17 protein-coding genes are annotated in these 16,153 nt (G+C 69.2%); 5 read left to right on the top strand and 12 right to left on the bottom strand.

Annotation, left to right across the window (positions count from 1 at the left end):
- Positions 1 to 5: 5 nt before the first annotated feature.
- The gene (locus AC3ZJJ_RS16180) at positions 6 to 896 is read right to left on the bottom strand and encodes a transketolase (RefSeq protein WP_489892841.1); all 891 of its coding nucleotides are present in this window, start codon (positions 894 to 896) and stop codon (positions 6 to 8) included.
- Between the two features lie 29 nt (positions 897 to 925).
- Positions 926 to 2,266, bottom strand: a complete 1,341-nt coding sequence (locus AC3ZJJ_RS16175) for an MFS transporter (RefSeq protein WP_489892840.1) — start codon at positions 2,264 to 2,266, stop codon at positions 926 to 928.
- A gap of 231 nt (positions 2,267 to 2,497) precedes the next feature.
- Between AC3ZJJ_RS16175 and AC3ZJJ_RS16170 the strand changes: the two genes are divergently transcribed.
- Positions 2,498 to 3,271 carry an SDR family NAD(P)-dependent oxidoreductase gene (locus AC3ZJJ_RS16170; RefSeq protein WP_489892839.1) on the top strand — a complete coding sequence of 258 codons (774 nt, stop codon included), beginning with the start codon at positions 2,498 to 2,500 and terminating at the stop codon, positions 3,269 to 3,271.
- Positions 3,272 to 3,359: 88 nt separating this feature from the next.
- On the top strand, positions 3,360 to 3,794 hold the full coding sequence (locus AC3ZJJ_RS16165; protein ID WP_489892838.1) for a pyrimidine dimer DNA glycosylase/endonuclease V: 435 nt from the start codon (positions 3,360 to 3,362) through the stop codon (positions 3,792 to 3,794).
- A 44-nt stretch (positions 3,795 to 3,838) separates the two neighbouring features.
- Here the strand turns inward: AC3ZJJ_RS16165 and AC3ZJJ_RS16160 are convergent, their stop codons facing one another.
- The 7 genes from AC3ZJJ_RS16160 to AC3ZJJ_RS16130 all read right to left on the bottom strand — a co-directional run bounded on the left by AC3ZJJ_RS16160 (position 3,839) and on the right by AC3ZJJ_RS16130 (position 10,832).
- Entirely contained in the window at positions 3,839 to 4,840 is a 1,002-nt protein-coding gene (locus AC3ZJJ_RS16160; protein WP_489892837.1) for a sugar phosphate isomerase/epimerase family protein, read from the bottom strand.
- 133 nt (positions 4,841 to 4,973) lie between these two features.
- Positions 4,974 to 5,408: an acyl-CoA thioesterase gene (locus AC3ZJJ_RS16155; protein WP_489892836.1), complete on the bottom strand. Its 435-nt coding sequence runs from the start codon at positions 5,406 to 5,408 to the stop codon at positions 4,974 to 4,976.
- A gap of 32 nt (positions 5,409 to 5,440) precedes the next feature.
- A complete protein-coding gene (locus AC3ZJJ_RS16150; protein WP_489892835.1) occupies positions 5,441 to 6,070 on the bottom strand; it encodes a DedA family protein in 630 nt (209 codons plus the stop codon).
- Positions 6,071 to 6,179: 109 nt separating this feature from the next.
- Positions 6,180 to 6,620, bottom strand: coding sequence for a DUF779 domain-containing protein (locus AC3ZJJ_RS16145; protein ID WP_489892834.1), 441 nt, complete (start codon positions 6,618 to 6,620; stop codon positions 6,180 to 6,182).
- Between the two features lie 94 nt (positions 6,621 to 6,714).
- Positions 6,715 to 7,746: an alcohol dehydrogenase AdhP gene (adhP, locus tag AC3ZJJ_RS16140; RefSeq protein WP_489892833.1), complete on the bottom strand. Its 1,032-nt coding sequence runs from the start codon at positions 7,744 to 7,746 to the stop codon at positions 6,715 to 6,717.
- Between the two features lie 131 nt (positions 7,747 to 7,877).
- Positions 7,878 to 9,401 (bottom strand): aldehyde dehydrogenase, encoded by a 1,524-nt coding sequence (gene adh, locus AC3ZJJ_RS16135; RefSeq protein WP_489892832.1) that lies wholly within the window; start codon positions 9,399 to 9,401, stop codon positions 7,878 to 7,880.
- A gap of 129 nt (positions 9,402 to 9,530) precedes the next feature.
- On the bottom strand, positions 9,531 to 10,832 hold the full coding sequence (locus AC3ZJJ_RS16130) for a GAF domain-containing protein (protein WP_489892831.1): 1,302 nt from the start codon (positions 10,830 to 10,832) through the stop codon (positions 9,531 to 9,533).
- 252 nt (positions 10,833 to 11,084) lie between these two features.
- Between AC3ZJJ_RS16130 and AC3ZJJ_RS16125 the strand changes: the two genes are divergently transcribed.
- Positions 11,085 to 11,519, top strand: a complete 435-nt coding sequence (locus AC3ZJJ_RS16125; RefSeq protein ID WP_489892830.1) for a VOC family protein — start codon at positions 11,085 to 11,087, stop codon at positions 11,517 to 11,519.
- A gap of 24 nt (positions 11,520 to 11,543) precedes the next feature.
- On the opposite strand, the gene AC3ZJJ_RS16120 is transcribed toward AC3ZJJ_RS16125, so the two are convergent.
- Together AC3ZJJ_RS16120 and AC3ZJJ_RS16115 are read right to left on the bottom strand one after the other, a co-directional pair.
- Positions 11,544 to 11,711: a hypothetical protein gene (locus AC3ZJJ_RS16120; protein ID WP_489892829.1), complete on the bottom strand. Its 168-nt coding sequence runs from the start codon at positions 11,709 to 11,711 to the stop codon at positions 11,544 to 11,546.
- A gap of 68 nt (positions 11,712 to 11,779) precedes the next feature.
- Entirely contained in the window at positions 11,780 to 13,288 is a 1,509-nt protein-coding gene (locus AC3ZJJ_RS16115) for a SulP family inorganic anion transporter (RefSeq protein ID WP_489892828.1), read from the bottom strand.
- A 68-nt stretch (positions 13,289 to 13,356) separates the two neighbouring features.
- Between AC3ZJJ_RS16115 and pstS the strand changes: the two genes are divergently transcribed.
- The gene (gene pstS / locus AC3ZJJ_RS16110) at positions 13,357 to 14,508 is read left to right on the top strand and encodes a phosphate ABC transporter substrate-binding protein PstS (protein WP_489892827.1); all 1,152 of its coding nucleotides are present in this window, start codon (positions 13,357 to 13,359) and stop codon (positions 14,506 to 14,508) included.
- A 55-nt stretch (positions 14,509 to 14,563) separates the two neighbouring features.
- Here the strand turns inward: pstS and AC3ZJJ_RS16105 are convergent, their stop codons facing one another.
- Positions 14,564 to 15,712 (bottom strand): lipid II:glycine glycyltransferase FemX, encoded by a 1,149-nt coding sequence (locus AC3ZJJ_RS16105; protein WP_489892826.1) that lies wholly within the window; start codon positions 15,710 to 15,712, stop codon positions 14,564 to 14,566.
- A 105-nt stretch (positions 15,713 to 15,817) separates the two neighbouring features.
- Between AC3ZJJ_RS16105 and AC3ZJJ_RS16100 the strand changes: the two genes are divergently transcribed.
- On the top strand, positions 15,818 to 16,147 hold the full coding sequence (locus AC3ZJJ_RS16100; protein ID WP_489892825.1) for a metal-sensitive transcriptional regulator: 330 nt from the start codon (positions 15,818 to 15,820) through the stop codon (positions 16,145 to 16,147).
- The last annotated feature ends 6 nt before the right edge of the window (positions 16,148 to 16,153 follow it).

The raw sequence follows: 16,153 nt of genomic DNA, 5'->3' as shown, positions 1-16,153 counted from the left end.
GGTGGTCACTTGCTTGCTCCTTCGTGTCCCGCGGAGAGCTGCTCGCGGCAGGTTGCCCATTCGTTTTCGTCGATGCGCATGAAGTGCGCCTTCTCGCGGTTCTCCAGCAGCGGCACCCCGCGCCCGATTCGCGTGTCGCACAGGATGACCGACGGCCGGCCGGCCGTCTCGGATTCCTTGGCGACGGCGTCGAAGGCCGCCAGAAGCTGGCCGACGTCGTTCCCGTCCACGCGCTGGACGAACCAGCCGCTCGCGGCCCACTTGTCCGCCACGGGCTCGGTCCGCATCACGGTGTCGGTCTTGCCGTCCGCCTGGAGCGCGTTGATGTCCACCAGGACGGTGAGGTTCGCCAGTCCGTGGTGGTGGGCGCCCATCGCGGCCTCCCACGTGGAGCCCTCGTCGAGTTCGCCGTCGGACATGAAGTTGATGACGCGGGAGGACGAGCCCTGGTGCCGGAGCCCAAGGGCGGTGCCGACCGCGATCGGAAGCCCGTGGCCGAGGGAGCCTCCCGAGATCTCCATGCCGGGCGTGTAGGTGGACATGCCGGACATCGGGAGCCTGGAGTCGTCCGATCCGTAGGTCTCGAGCTCTTCGACGGGGACGATGCCGGCCTGGGCGAGCGCCGCGTAGTGGCCGATGGCGTAGTGCCCGGTGGAGAGCAGGAAGCGGTCGCGGCCGTCCCAGTCGGGGTTCTCGGGGCGGTGGCTCAGCTGGTCGGCGTAGACGGCGGCGAACATGTCCGCGGCACCAAGGGCCTGGCCGACGTAGCCCTGGCCCTGCACCTCGCCCATGTTCAGGGCGTGGTGGCGCATCCGGTAGGCGAAGTCCTCCACGCGGCGCCTGCGTTCCGCCGTCGTGTCCTCCGCCTGGGCGTAGGGGGTCGTGGTGGTGGTCATGCTGGTTCCTTTGGATTGGGGTGCGGTGTTCACGCGGTGACGTGGTGGTTGTTGTGCGCCTGCTCCGCCTGGTCGGCGATCCTGCGCTCCTCACGGCCCCAGGTTTCACGGGTGGAGATGGCCGCCCAGAGGCCGATTGCCCCGTAGAGGCTGAAGAGCAGGGCCGGTCCGAGCCAGCCGAAGCCGAGAAACAGCAGGGTGGTCACGAACGGTGTGAACCCGGAGACCATGGCGGAGATCTGGTAGGCCAGCGAGGCGCCCGACGAGCGGGTCTTCGCCGGGAAGAGTTCCGGGAACCATGCACCCTGAACCCCGGCCAGCGAGTTCTGGCACACGGCGTAGGAGATCACAAACGTCGCGATGACCAGGACGAACAGGCCGGTGTTCACGAGCATGAACATCGGGATGCCGAAGAGCACCGCGAAGGCCGTGGACACGAGGTAGACCGGCCGCCGGCCGATCCTGTCCGTCAGCGAGGCCCAGGCCATCGTGGCGAAGATCCCGATGCCGGAGGCCACGCAGAGGGCGATCAGGGTCTCGGACTTGGTGGCGAGATCGCTGGTGTGGAGGTAGGAGATCATGTAGGTGATCGAGACGGCGTATCCCGCGGTTTCGGCGATGCGCAGGCCGATCCCGCGGACGATGTTGCGCCAGTCCTCGCGGATGACCTTGACGATCGGGGCGCGTTCGATCTGTCCGGAGCTCTTGACCTCCTCGAAGACCGGGGACTCGGGGACTTTGGAGCGGATGATCAGGCCGACAGCGACCAGGACGATGCTGGCCAGGAACGGCACGCGCCACGCCCACTCGCCGCCGAGGTTCACGCTGAACAGGAAGACGATGTTCGCCAACAGGAGTCCAACGGGGAAGCCGGCCTGGACGATGCCGGTGTACTTGCCCTTCTTTTTCCACGGTGCGTGCTCGTAGCTCATGAGGATCGCGCCGCCCCATTCGGCACCGAAGGCCAGGCCCTGGATGACACGCACCAGCACCAGGAGGATCGGGGCCACGAGGCCCACCTGTTCGTAGGTCGGCAGCAGCCCGATGGCGAACGTCGCCAGGCCCATCAGGATCAGCGACGCCACGAGGACCGGCTTCCGGCCCAGCTTGTCCCCGAGGTGCCCTCCCAGGATGCCGCCCAGCGGGCGCGCCGCGAAGCCCACGCCCAAGGTGGCGAATGCGGCCAGTGTCCCCGTGACCGAGTCGGCCCCCGGGAAAAACGCGGTGCCGAAGTACAGCGCGGCGGCCGTGCCGAAGCCGATGAAGTCATAGGTCTCGATCACCGCGCCGACACCGGAGCCGATGGCCACGCGCCGGGCGTCCTTCGTGCCATGGACGTGTCCACGCATCGCGAGGTTTTGGGTTGTCATGTCTTTACCTTTCGGACAAACCGACGAGTCCGCCTTTGGCTTCGCCAGTGTCAACAGTCAACAGAATATGCCTCCAAGTGTGATCTGCGCCACGCGTGACTGTCAACAGTCAACATCCAAGTTTTTTATTGGTTGACTGTTGACAGTCAACGCGCATAACGTGGTGGGCATCACATCCACTCGATTTGGCCCAAGGCGTCCGCTACGCCGGGCCGCGCAAGGGAGCGCTCCATGAACACCACACAGCGAACCGCCGTCGTTACCGGGGCCGCCTCGGAGAAGGGGATCGGCATGGCCGTCGCCTCCCGCTATGCCCGGGACGGCTGGGCCATTGTCGTCCTGGACCTGGATGGGGAAAGGGCCGCGAAGGTGGCCGCCGAAATCGGCTCCGCCCACGATGTCCCGTTCTTCGGCCATGCCGTGGACGTGGCGGACGAGCCCTCCGTCGCGGCGGCACACCTCGCCGTGCGCGCGGAGGTGCGGGCGGGCAACCTCCCGTCCGTCGGGGCCCTGGCCAACATCGCCGGCATCACGTCCCCCGTGCCGTTCCTGGAGACCACGCGCGAACTGTGGGACAAGGTGATGGCCGTGAACGCGACCGGAACGTACCTCGCCACCAAGGCCTTCCTTCCCGACATGCTGGAGAACGGCTGGGGGCGCATCGTAAACATGTCATCAGTCTCCGCACAGCGCGGTGGCGGGGTCTTCGGCAAGGTCCCCTACTCCGCCGCGAAGGCCGCGATTCTGGGCTTCACCAAGGCGCTCGCCCGCGAAGTCGGGGACAGCGGCGTGACCGTCAACGCGGTGGCCCCGGGTGCCGTCGACACCAACATCCGGGTGGGGTCGACCGCCGAGACCGAGGCGGCGATCACGCGTGACATCCCGCTGGGCCGCACCGCCACCACCGAGGAGGTCGCGGCGGTCGTCGCCTTCCTTTCCAGCGAGGACGCGTCCTACCTGACCGGGAGCACGCTGGACATCAACGGCGGCAGTCACCTGCACTAGTGCCGGAGGGGAGGCCCGCGCCGTGGGGTCTCCCCGGCGCCTGCCGGCCGCTTCCGGCTCGGCGCCGCCCCGGGGCTAGGCTGATCGGGTGCGCATCTGGAGCCTTCATCCGCGGTACCTCGACTCCAGGGGGCTGGTCGCCTGCTGGCGAGAGACCCTGTTGGCCCAGAAGGTGCTACAAGGGGCGACCGCCGGTTACCGCAACCACCCGCAACTGATCCGTTTTCGCGCCTGCCCCGACCCGCTGGCGACGGTGGGCGCCTACCTCACGGGCGTGGCGGACGAGGCCGCGGCCCGCGGCTACAACTTCAACCGGGCGCTGATTCTCTCCCAGCCGACCTCCCCTCCGCCCCTCCTCGATGTCACCAGCGGCCAAATGGACCACGAGCGCGCCCACCTGGCCGCGAAGCTCGCCGTCCGAGACCCCGAGCGGCTCGCGGCATTGGGTCTCGTGCGCTCCTTGGAGCCGCACCCGCTGTTCCGCGTGGTCGACGGACCGGTAGAGCCGTGGGAGATCGCCTGACGCACGCGCCCGCGGCCCCGAGCCGTCGTCCGGGCGCAGCTGGGTCAGTCCTGCTTGAAGGCGGCGTCGAAGGACTGGGTGGAGGCGGGGAAGTCGAACTGCTTCAGCGCGGCCAGGGCCTCCGGTGCCCCGTGGAGACGGTCCATGCCGGCGTCTTCCCACTCCACCGAGATCGGGCCGGCGTACCCGATGGCCGCCAGCGCGCGGAAGGCGTCCTCCCACGGCACGTCGCCGCGCCCCGCGGAGACAAAGTCCCACCCGCGCCGGGGATCGCCCCAGGCGAGGTGCGAGCCGAGGACGCCGTTTCGGCCGCCGCCCATCCTCATCCGCGTGTCCTTGCAGTCCACGTGGTAGATCCTGTCCGCGAAGTCGGAGATGAAGGCCACCGGGTCGATCCCCTGCCACATCATGTGGCTCGGATCCCAGTTCAGTCCGAACGCCTCGCGGTGACCGATGGCCTCGAGCGTCTTGACCGTGGACCAGTAGTCGTAGGCGATCTCTGAGGGATGGACCTCGTGCGCGAACCTCACCCCACACTCGTCGAACACGTCCAGGATGGGGTTCCAGCGGTCGGCGAAGTCCCGGTAGCCGGCCTCGATCGTGGCGGCTGGCACGGGCGGGAACATGGCCACGTACTGCCAGATCGACGAGCCGGTGAACCCCACCACTGTGTCCACGCCCAGCCTCTTGGCCAGCCGCGCGGTGTGCTTGAGCTCCTCGGCGGCGCGCTGCCGGACGCCCTCCGCGTCGCCTTCGCCCCACACCCTCTCCCCCACGATGTCCCGGTGGCGGAAGTCGATCGGGTCGTCGCACACCGCCTGGCCCTTGAGGTGGTTGGAGATCGCCCAGAGCTTGAGGCCGTGCCTCTCGAGGATGCCCAGTCGCTCGGCGACGTAGTCGTCGTCGTCCCACCGCCAGGCGTCGAGGTGCTCGCCGGAGACCGCGATCTCCAGCCCGTCGTAGCCCCAGCCGGCGGCTAGGCGGGCGACCTCCTCCAGCGGCAGGTCGGCCCACTGCCCGGTGAAAAGGGTGAAGTTCCGTGCCATTCTCAAGCTCCAATCCGTATGTGGTCCCGCCGTTGCCGGCCCTCGTCTCGATCGCGTCCAACACCCTCTGTCCCCGGCCCACAACCCGCGCCGGGCGCAGCCGCGCCACCGGCACCGGGGTGCCGGCCTGGCTTCAGCTCTGCCCGAAAGTCCTGTCCAGGTGCTGGCGCGGGACCCGGTTCCGGTCGTACGTGATGTCTGTGTAGCCGTGCGGGGCCGGCATCCCGTCCTCGCCCAGGTTCACAAAAACGATCTTCTCGATCGTGAGGATCGACTGCCGGGTGAACATGTTGCGGACCTCGGCCCGCATGGTCAGGGACGTCCGGCCGAAGTCCGTCGCGGTCAGTCCCATCTCGATCAGGTCGCCCTGCTGGGCGGAGCTGACGAAGTTGATCTCCGACATGTACTTGGTGACGGCCATACCGTTGCCCAGCTGCACTATGGCGTAGATGGCCGCCTCCTCGTCGATCCAGCGCAGGAGGCTGCCACCGAAGAGGGTCCCGTTCGCGTTCAGGTCCTCGGGACGCACCCACTTCCGGGTGTGGAAGGTGATCTCGTTTCTCGACATGACCCCACACTAGGCGCAGGACGCGCGCCAGGTCAGTCCGTGGCGGCCTCAAGCTCCTGCTCGTGGTCCGGCCGGTGCTCGTCGATCCATTCCACGACCATGCTGATGGCCTTGCCGAGCACCAGGGACACGGCGATGGCCAGCACCACCGCGAATTCGGTGGAGAGTTGCGGCCACACGCCGGAGAGGACGCCCACGCCGACGGAGTAGGCGGACCACACGAGACCCGCGATGCCGGCCTGCAGCAGGAACCTGCGCCAAGGCACGGGGGCCAGGGACGCCGCGAGGTTCATGGTGAGCCGTCCCAGGGGTATGTAGCGCGAGGTCATGACCAGCGGCAGCCCGTCGCTGGCCAGGCGCCGCCGGGCCGAGCTTAAGGCGGCCTGCCGCTTCCGGCCGCGCATCAGGGACCAGGAGGACATGTCGAAGCGCCGCGCAAGGGCGTAGGTTCCCACGTCGCCGGCCATGGCCCCGGCCAGCATCGCGGTGGCCAGCAGGAACGGATTCAGCGCGTCGGAACTGGCGGACAGGGCTCCCAGCGCGACGAACAGCGTGGTGCTCGGGACCGGTGGGAGCATGGCCGAGACGGTGACGAAGAGCGCCCCCAGGGGATAGACCCACCACGAATCGACGTCGCGGAGAAGTTCACCCAGCTGGTCCACGGCTTCCCCTTCCCCAAGCAACGGCGGGGCCCGCGCCCGTGCGCGGACGCTCACGGCGTACACCCGATCATATCCGCCGGGGGTGCGACACGTAGGCGGGGGCGAGGGGTCAGCCCACCTCGGGTTCCATGATCTCGCTGCGGATGAGGAAGCGCTTGCCTTCGGGTGCCTCCACGGAGAACCCCGCGCCGCGCCCGTTGACGACGTCCACGGTCAGGTGGGTGTGGCGCCAGTATTCGAACTGCTCGCGCGACATCCAGAAACCGATCTCGCCCAAGGGAGCCCCGGCGTCGTCGTCGAGTTCGAAGACGCCGAGCAGGATGTCGGAGCCCCCGGTCTTGAAGTCGCCCTCCGGGAAGCACATGGGCGACGATCCGTCGCAACACCCGCCGGACTGGTGGAACATCAGCGGGCCGTGCCTCTCCCACAGCCTGCGCAGCAGTGCCGCGGCGTCCGCGGACAGCGCCACGCGGGAGCGCGCCTCGCCCTCGATCGTCGGCCGGGCGTGAACCTCGCCTGTGTCCGTTCCGCCCGCAGTCGTGCTGGTCATGGTCGGTCCCTTCGGTGCCTGTGGGTGCACCTCCGTCCGGAGCCGCCGCGGATGGCGTTTCCGGACGGAGGATGCCGTGCCTTCGGAGTGGTTTCTATCTGTGTCCGGCGTAGTCGATGACCACCCGGCCATCGATTTTCGCGTGGATCATCTCGTCGAACACCGCGTTGATGTCCTCGAGCGGGCGGGTCTGGATGGTCGGCTTGATCTTGCCTCGGGCATAAAAGTCCAGGGCCTCGATCATGTCCTGGCGGGTGCCGACGATCGAGCCGCGGATCGTCAGCCCCTTGAGGACGATGTCGAAGATCGGCGCGGGGAACTCCCCTGGCGGCAGGCCGTTGAACACGATCGTCCCGCCGCGCCGGGTCATGCCGATGGCCTGGCCGAACGCCGCCGGGTGCACCGCGGTGACCAGGACACCGTGGGCCCCGCCGGTAGCGGCCTGGATGGCCTCCGCGGGATCCTCGGCAAACGCGTTGACCGTCACCTCGGCGCCGTGGCTGCGCGCCAGGGCCAGCTTTTCCTCGGCGACGTCCACGGCGGCCACCCGCATGCCCATGGCGACCGCGTACTGCACGGCGATGTGGCCGAGCCCCCCGATTCCGGAGATCACGACCCACTGGCCGGGCCTGACCTCCGTCTGCTTCAGGCCCTTGTAGACGGTGACGCCGGCGCAAAGCACCGGGGCGATCTCGTACGGATCGGCGCCCTCCGGGATGTGGGCGGCGAACTTGGCGTCGACCAGCATGTACTCGCCGAAGGAACCGTCGATCGAATAGCCGCCGTTCTGCTGTGATTCGCACAATGTCTCCCAGCCGGTACGGCAGTATTCGCAGGTGCCGCAGGCGCTGGCGAGCCAGGCGTTTCCGATCAGGTCGCCTACGGCGACCTCGGTGACGCCGTCCCCGATCTTTTCCACGTGGCCGACGCCCTCGTGGCCGGGAACCAAGGGAAGCTTGGGCTTGACGGGCCAGTCGCCGTGGGCGGCGTGGAGGTCGGTATGGCAGACGCCCGAGGCAACGAGCTTGACCAGGACCTGGCCGGGTCCGGGCTCGGGAACCGGTGTTGTGCCGACGTGGAGCTCTTCTCCGAACGTGTTGACGATTGCAGCGCGCATGGTGCTCATAAGAGTTGTCCCTTGTTCTTTGACTGCCGCGCGGGCGGGCGCGTACGCCGCTGGCCCGTCCGCGCGGCAGGGCGTGGAAAGGTCTGTCTGTCGGGGCCGTCCGGAGGGTGGAGGGCCCCGGTGTCGGCGGCCTAGAAGAAGCCGAGCTTGTCCTCCGCGTAGGAGACCAGCAGGTTCTTGGTCTGCTGGTAGTGGTCCAGCATCATCAGGTGGTTCTCACGGCCGATGCCCGAGGACTTGTACCCGCCGAAGGCGGAGTGCGCCGGATAGGCGTGGTACTGGTTGACCCAGACACGTCCGGCCTGGATGTCGCGGCCCGCCCGGTAGGCGGCGTTGCCGTTCCGGCTCCAGACCCCGGCGCCGAGCCCGTACAGGGTGTCGTTGGCGATGGACATGGCGTCCGCGTAGTCGGAGAAGGTGGTCACCGAGACGACGGGTCCAAAGATCTCCTCCTGGAAGATCCGCATCTTGTTGTGGCCCTTGAAGATCGTGGGCTCCACGTAGTAGCCGTTGGTGAAGTCGCCCCCGAGGTCGGCGCGGCCCCCGCCCGTCAGGACCTCCGCGCCCTCCTGCTTGCCGATGTCCAGGTAGGAGAGGATCTTCTCCAGTTGGTCGTTGGACGCCTGGGCGCCCATCATCGTCTCCGTGTCCAGCGGGTTGCCCTGCTTGATGGCCTGGGTCCGCCCGATGACGTCGCCGATGAACTGGTCGTAGATGGACTCCTGGATCAGTGCCCGCGAGGGGCACGTGCAGACCTCGCCCTGGTTGAGGGCGAACATCGTGAAGCCCTCCTGCGCCTTGTCGTAGAACGCGTCGTCCTTGGCCGCGATGTCTTCGAAGAAGATGTTCGGGCTCTTGCCGCCGAGCTCGAGCGTGACGGGGATGAGATTCTCCGAGGCGTACTGCATGATGAGCCGGCCCGTGGTGGTCTCGCCGGTGAACGCAATCTTGCGGATGCGCTTGTTCGACGCCAGCGGCTTACCGGCCTCCAGCCCGAACCCGTTGACGATGTTCAGGACGCCCGCGGGGAGCAGGTCGCCGATGAGTTCGGCGAGCACCAGGATCGACGTCGGGGTCTGCTCGGCCGGCTTGAGCACGACGGCGTTGCCGGCCGCGAGCGCCGGAGCCAGCTTCCAGACGGCCATCAGGATGGGGAAGTTCCACGGGATGATCTGGCCGACGACGCCCAGCGGCTCGTGGAAGTGGTAGGCCGTGGTGTTGTCGTCGAGCTGGGAGAGGCTTCCCTCCTGGGCGCGGATGGCGCCGGCGAAATAGCGGAAGTGGTCGATCGCCAGCGGCATGTCCGCGTTCAGCGTCTCGCGGACGGCCTTGCCGTTGTCCCACGATTCGGCGACCGCCAGCATCTCCAGGTTCTGTTCCATGCGGTCGGCAATCTTGTTGAGGATCACCGCGCGCTCGGCCGGGCTGGTGCGGCCCCAGGCCGGCGCCGCGGCGTGGGCGGCGTCCAGGGCGGCCTCGATGTCCTCGGCGGTGCCGCGGCCCACCTCGCAGAATCCCTTGCCGGTGACCGGGGTGATGTTCTCGAAGTACTCGCCCTTGATGGGCGACTTCCACTCTCCGCCGATGTAGTGCTCGTAGCGGGTCTTGAACGTGACGGGCGATCCCTCGGTGCCGGGGACGGCATAAACGGTCATGGCAACTCCTTTGTTGGCTGACGATCAGTGGGCCGGCGGCCGCGCGTCGCGGGCTGGGCCGGCGGTGCGCGGGTCTTCGGTGCTGGTGGTTGCGACGTTACGCCGGGCAACGTTGCAATCGGGTTGCACTCAGGAGAGCTCGGCCTCGAGCCGCATCAGCCGGGACACAACGACGGCGCGGCGCGGCGAGCGCGGCGGCAGCACCTGCAGCGCGGTCCGCAGGGCCTCGGCGTCCCTGGCCGCCTCCGGCAGGTCCAGGTAGTCCATCAAGACATCGGCCGACGCGTCCTGAAGCATGGCCTGGCGCAGGCCGCCGGAAACTTCGGCCCGGATCTCCTCGATGCCCGGCGCCGTCGATCGAGGCAGCACGGGGCCGCGGTAGGCGGCCAGCGCGCGCCCGTGTTGTCCGCGCGCGACCAGGTCCAGCACCTCGCGGGCGTCCAGGACCACCCACGGCTCCAGGCGGTAGGGGCGGGAGAGCAGGGACAGCCCCGGGTCGTGGCCGGCGAGCGCCTTGCGCAGCCGGACCATTTCCGCGCGCAGGGTGACCGGCTGGCCGGCGTCGCCAAGCACGGCGGCGGCGAGCTCCTCCGCGGTGAGCCCCGCCCGGTGCCAGGCCAGCAGCGTGAGGATTTCCGCGTGGCGTCCGCCGAGCGGCAGGCCGGTGCCCGCTGAGGTGAGCAGGCCGCCGTCGTGCCCAAGGACCGCGAGCCCCGCCGCGGCGGACGTGCGGTGGACGGGCGCGGCCAGTGGCCGGCGCGGGCGGAACGCGCCCCCCAGCATAAGATCCGCCTCCGCGGCCGCGACGGCCGCGTGGAGCAGGGCCAGGGAGTGTGCGGCGACGGCGTCCGCGTTTCCCGTCAGGTCCACGACGCCCAGCAGGCGGCCCGTGGCCGGATCGTGGACCGGGACCGCCGTACAGCTCCAGCGGTGCGCCTGTCGGCTGTAGTGCTCCGCGCCGCTGACTTGGACGCCCTTGCCCGTGGCCAACGCAGTTCCGGGCGCGGACGTTCCGACGGATCGCTCGGACCAGTCCGCCCCCGGCACGAACGCCATGCCCTCCGCGCGGCGCAGCGCGGATGCGTCGCCCTCCACCCACAGGAGGCGGCCGAACTCGTCCCCGACCGCCACCAACAGACCCGTGTCCCGCGCGGGCTGCACAAGCAGGCGGTCGATCACGGGCATGATGCCGGCGAGGGGATGCTCGCGCCGGTAGGCCTCCAACTCGGCCTCGCCCAGCCCCGGCCCGGGTTCGACCCTGTCGGGATCCGGCAGGAAACCGAGCGAACGCAGCCAGGAGTCGTGCACCACGGGGCGCAACCCGTCCAAGGCGGCACCGCCCGGCGCTCCCGCGCGGGCGCGGCCCAGAATCTCGTGTGCCGCGCGCGCGTGGCGCTGCAGCATCCGGGAGGCTGGCGTGTTCAGGCGCATGCGGGTCCACCGTCCGTCGAATTGCCCCAAGGGCGTTCCGGCCCCTGCCGGGAACGTGGGCCAATGTGGCGTGGGCCACAGTCTAGGGGAGGTTCCCGCGTCGCGGTACCGCCGAAGCCGCTGCCCTCGGCAGGTGGCCCACCCCGCGCGGCCGTCGGTTCGGCGACCTTGGCAGGACCCGCCGCGGATGCAAGTCTTAAGCCACTGTCGGCGGAGAGCGGACCGCCGGCCCCGATGAGGAGGAACTGAGTCATGGGTCGAATGATCTTCGTGAACCTGCCCACCCGGGACCTGGAGGCGGCCAACACCTTCTACGGCGCCATGGGCTTCGAGCGGAACAACACGTTCTCCAACGAGAACGCCACGGCCTGGATGATCACCCCGGACATCTGGGTAATGTCGCTGATGGAGCCGTTCTTCGGGAGCTTCCTGCGCGGGGGAGACAAGCCGACGTTCGGCGAGGGCGGAAAGCAGATGCTGAACGCGCTGAGCTGCGACTCCGCCGAGCACGTGGACGAGCTGACCAAGGTGGCGGCGTCCCACGGCGGGTCGGTCTACCGCGAGCCGGAATCGGAGTTCCCCGGGATGTACGGCTCGGCGGTCAGCGACCCGGACGGGCACATTTGGGAGCTGATGTGGATGGAGCAGCCGGGCGACGGGACGCCCACCGAGGCCTCCGGGGAATAGCCTCGGTCCCGGGGCGCCGGGGGCCTATCCGGTGCAGGCCTCGTTCGAGCAGCCGGCGTCGCGCGGAATCCAGTGCGCGCCGTCGCCGCCCTTGTCCTCCCAGGTCACATGCCGGTGCTGGCCGCACCGCTCGCAGGCAGGGGCCACGTAGGTGGCCTTTTCCTCGTCCGTGTAGGCGCGGTACTCGCCCATAGCGATCTCCCTACTCGAGTGTCAGGTAGCGCCACTCTACGCCCGGCCACCATCGGCGGGAACCCCGCCTAGCCCGCGTTCAGCTTCCCGGCCAGGCGGGCGCGCATGAGTTCGCTGGCGCGGTTGAGGCCCACGATCCGCGCCTCCTTGCCGAGCCGCGCGTACTTGGCCTGGACACTGTCAAGAGCCGCGCTGGTCGACGCGTCCCACAGGTGCGAGCCGCCCATGTCGATCACAACGCGCTCGGGGTCCTCCGCGTAGCTGAACTGGTAGTAGAGGTCGTTGGAGGACGCGAAGAACAGCTCGCCGTCGACGACATAGCGCGCAATGGCCGCGTCCCCGGCGCCGATGACCGTGCGCTTCACGGTCACGAAGTGCGCGACCCGGCGGGCGAAGGCCACCATCGCGGCGAGGACCCCGACCCCGACGCCGATCGCCAGGTTGTGCGTGGCGACAACCACAACGACGGTCGCCAGCATCACCGCCGTCTCCGACTTGGGAAGGCGGCGCAGCGTGGACGGCGCGAACGAGTGCCAATCGAAGGTGATCAGCGAGACGAACAGCATCACGGCCACGAGCGCGGCCATCGGCACCAGCCCCACCAGGTCTCCCAGCGCCATGACCAGCACCAGCAGGAACCCGCCGGCGAGGAATGTGGAGATGCGGGTCCGCGCGCCGGAGGCCTTCACGTTGATCATCGTCTGGCCGATCATCGCGCAGCCGCCCATCCCGCCGAACAGACCCGTCACGAGGTTCGCGACGCCCTGTCCCCACGCCTCGCGCGTCTTGTTGGACCGGGTGTCCGTGACGTCGTCGACCAGCTTGGCGGTCATCAGCGACTCCAGCAGGCCGACGAACGCCATCGACAGGGCATACGGGAAGATCGTGCGCAGCGTCTCGAGGGTCCACGGGACGTCCGGCAACAACAGGCCGGGAAGCGACGTCGGCAGCTCGCCCTTGTCCGCGACGGTCGGCACGTTGATCCCCGCCACCACAACGACGGCGGTCAGCACCACGATCGCGACCAGCGGGGCGGGGACGGCGGTGGTCAGTTTGGGGAGCCCGAAAAGAATCAGCAAACCCGCGGCCGCGATCGCGTACACGGCCCACGGGACCCCGACGAGCTCGGGGAGCTGGGCCACGGCCACAAGAATGGCCAGCGAGCTGACGAACCCGATCATGACCGAGCGTGGAATGAAGCGCATCAGCCGGCCCACCCCGAGGATGGACAGCAGGATTTGGAGGAGGCCGGCCAGCAGGACCGCGGCAACGAGGTAGCTCACGCCGTGGCTCGCCACGAGCGGCGCGATGACCAGTGCGACGGCGCCGGTGGCCGCCGAGATCATGGCCGGGCGGCCACCGACGATCGCGATGGTCATGGCCATCGTGACCGCCGAGAAGAGGCCCACGCGCGGGTCCACCCCCGCGATGACGCTGAAGGCGAGCGCTTCCGGGATCAGCGCCATGGCGACCACCAGCCCGCCCAGGACCTCGGTCTTGAGGTGGCGCGGAGACCGCAGGGTGCGCAACACCGACTGGCGCTGCTCGGGCGTCTCGATCGGCGCGGTCTCGGTCACGGGGTCCCATCGGTTGGCGCTGCGGGTGCCCGCCAACTCTACCGGCGCCCTTACGTACACTGGCTTCCATGCTTTCCCTGCTTTCCCCGTCAACGTCCCGCCCGCTGCCCATCCGCCTGCGCTCCGTTGCGGGCGCCGTCTCGTGCGCCGCCGTCGTCCTGATGGTCGGCGCCTGCGGCTCCGACTATCCGCTCGGCGAAGAGCAGCGGCGCGCCGCCGAGGAGAACAGCTCGGACCTCTCCGGCACCATCACCGGCGTGGGCTCCTCCGCCCAGAGCGCCGCCATGTCCACGTGGATCTCCAGCTTCGGTTCCCTGAACCCCGACGCCGAGATCCAGTACTCGCCCGCGGGGTCGGGAGCCGGCCGCACCGCGTTCCTCGCGGGGGGCGTGGCCTTCGCCGGTTCGGACGCCTACCTGGACGACGAGGAGATGGAGGACGCACGGGCCGTCTGCGGCCCCGGCGGGGCCATGAACATTCCCGCCTACATCTCGCCGATCACCCTGGCCTTCAACCTCCCGGGGATCAAGGAGGTCAACCTGGACCCCGAGACGGTGGCGCGCATCTTCCGCGGCGACGTCACCACGTGGCGGGACCCCGCGATCGTCGCCCTGAACGAGGGAACCGAGCTGCCCGACCTGCGCCTGACGGCAGTCCACCGCTCGGACGATTCGGGGACCACCGAGAATTTCACCGAGTACCTGCACGCCACCGTGCCCGACGTGTGGACCGATGAGGAGGACGGCTCCTGGCCGGGCGGGCTGGGCGGCGAGAACGCCCAAGGCAATGCCGGTGTTATGAGCACCGTCACGCGCACCGAGGGCTCCATCGCCTACGTCGACGACTCCGTCGCCGGGAAGACCGCCGGCAAGGCGAAACTGAAGGTCGGCGAGGACTTCGTGGCCGTGAGCCCCGAGGCGGCCGCCCTGGCCGTGGACGCCGCCCGGCCGGTCGAGGGCCGCGGGGAACACGACGCCGCCCTCAAGCTGGACCGCAAGACCACCGTCCCGGGCGCCTATCCGCTGGTCCTGGTGTCCTACCAGATCTACTGCACGTCCTACGCGGACGCGGAGACCGTGGAACTCGTGAAGGCGTTCGGTCAGTACGCGGTCAGCGGCGAGGGGCAGCAGCTCGCCGCCGACTCGGTCGGCAGCGCCCCCATGCCCGAGGCCCTCGCCGAGCGCTCGATGGCGGCGCTGGAGAGCATCACCGGCCGTTAGGCCCGCCGATCCCCCACCTCCTCCCCGGCGCGGAGGAGGCGGGGACGTTGGGCGCTCAGTGCTTGGCGCGCTTCTTCATGTAGAAGTTGAAGCCGGCGGCCAACGGACGATTCAGTGGGTAGTCCCACTCCCCCAGTGTCTGCACCACATCGCAGCCCAGCGTGGTCTTGAACAGAGTCAGGCCCGCGAGGTGGTGAGCCTTGTCCAGGGTGGCGGACACCCCACCGTGGTCCAGGTAGTGGCAGCCCTCGGCCAGCGAGTCCTCCACCATGCGGTGGATCAGGGCCTTCGGCGCGAACAGCTTGCGCTCGGACGTTGAGGAGGCCCCGTAGACGTACCAGGCGCCGTGGCCGCTGTGCACGCGGATGGCCGCCGCGAGGTCCCGCCCCTCGTGCACCGCGAAGTACAGCGTGCAGGTGCCCGGGGCGTGGGCGTTTAGCTCATTGAACATGGTGGTGAAGTAGTGGGCCGGGCGACCGGTGAAGCCGTCGCGTTCCGCTGTCTCCCGGTAGAGGGAGTGGAACCGCTCCACGTCCCCGGCGCCGCCCGTCTGGACCTCCAGCGGGCCGGAGGCGGCCCTGCGGGTCTCGCGCCGGGCGTTCTGGTTCATGCCGGCCAGCACGCCGTCGACGTCCAGCGCCGCGCCGTCGTCGGACACCAAGGGAATCCTGGCCTGGAACTCCGGCTGGCCCGCCGCGAAGTCCTCGCCGACGTCCTGCTTGCGCCAGCCGGTGGTGCGCAACTGGGCTGCCACAAGGGCCGCACGCCCGTCCTCGTCCGCGGGCTCAAGCTCGGTCACCAACGCGTGCCCCCCGGCGGACAGCGCCTTGCGGACGGCGGCGCCGGTCCACCGGTGGCCGACGAGTGGCGGGCCCATCCTGACCAGAAAGACCCGGTTTCCGCGGAAGTGCTCCAGCATCGGCTCCACAACGTCCGGGGCCGAAACCGAGTCCCAATCGAACACCGGGGCCTCGGGCAGATAGGCCAACGTCCACTTGACCACCGGGGCCGGCCGGTGCAGGACCTGCGCGGAACCCCGCAGGGCGCCCGTCGCGTCGAACCATCCAAGGTATTCGGCGCGCCATTCCTTCTTCACGCGCGACCAGGCCGGAAGCTGCAGGAAGCTGGCCTCGGGGCGGGTGGCCAGGTGGGCGCGGTGTTCATCGGGGGTGATCTGGCGGACGGAAAGCTGGTTCTCTGGCACCGAGACAGCATAACAACGGGGCCCCGGACGCCGGACCCTTCTCCACCGGGAGATACCCCCTAGGGGTACTTGTGCTTGGATACCCTATGGGGGTATCATCGCCGCATGGGAAGCGACCAGACACACGTGGACGAACACCGCGAACACGCCTACACCACGGACACGGAGGGCCTGTTGAGGCGGCTCAGCCGCATCGAGGGCCAGGTGCGCGGCATAGCGCGAATGGTCGAGGACGAGAAGTACTGCATTGACATCCTCACCCAGATCTCGGCCGTGAACGCGGCGCTGCACAGGGTCAGCCTGGGGCTGGTCGAGGGGCACATCGCCCACTGCGTCGTCGGCGCCGCGCGCGACGCGGAGGCCGGGAACAACCCGGAGATCGTCAATGAGAAGGTCCGCGAAGCCTCGGCCGCCATCGGGCGCCTGCTCCGCTGAATCCCG

Source organism: Arthrobacter sp. AOP29-A2-19 (genome assembly GCF_058138025.1).
This window is presented reverse-complemented; position numbering and strand designations above follow the sequence as displayed.